1 pseudogene is annotated in these 507 nt (G+C 62.3%); it reads right to left on the minus strand.

The window, feature by feature from the left end:
- Window positions 1-59 precede the first annotated feature (59 nt).
- Window positions 60-507: pseudogene (locus AC5Y21_RS26045) on the minus strand (carboxylic acid reductase); the annotation flags it as partial.

The following is a 507-nucleotide window of genomic DNA, read 5'->3' on the forward strand; positions in this document are numbered from 1 at the left end:
GACGCAAAAGCCCCCATTTCCGTACCGAAATGGGGGCTTTTGCGTCTGTTGGGCAGTGGTTAGAGCAGGCCGAGTAGGCGTAGGTCGCTGATGTATTTGGTGATGATCGGCGCCGTGATGTGGGGGATGTCTTTGTCGGGGCCGATTTTGGCGTCCTGGACGGCTGCGCGGAACCGGTCGGTGGGGGCGATGGACCCGTTGATCGGTTTTTGCGGTGTTTGGTAGTTGTGTAGCAGCGGCAGCAGTGAGCTGTTGCGCTGTTTTTCGGGCAGGCCGCGCAGGGTGGTCTCGAAGCGGGCCAGCCACTGCCCATAGTCGGGGATGCGCTGGATTGCGCAACCGGCCCCGTTAGTGGGGGAGATGAGCCAGTCGACGAACTCATCCATCCCGATGCCGTCGTCGTAGGGGTTCATCACGTGGTAGGTCTGGTATCCGTCGCCGTTTTGGGCGCCCAGGGTGGCGATGGCGTCGGCGATGAATTCCACGGGCAGCCCGTCGTAGTGGGCG

Source organism: Mycobacterium sp. NGS41 (assembly GCF_059812725.1).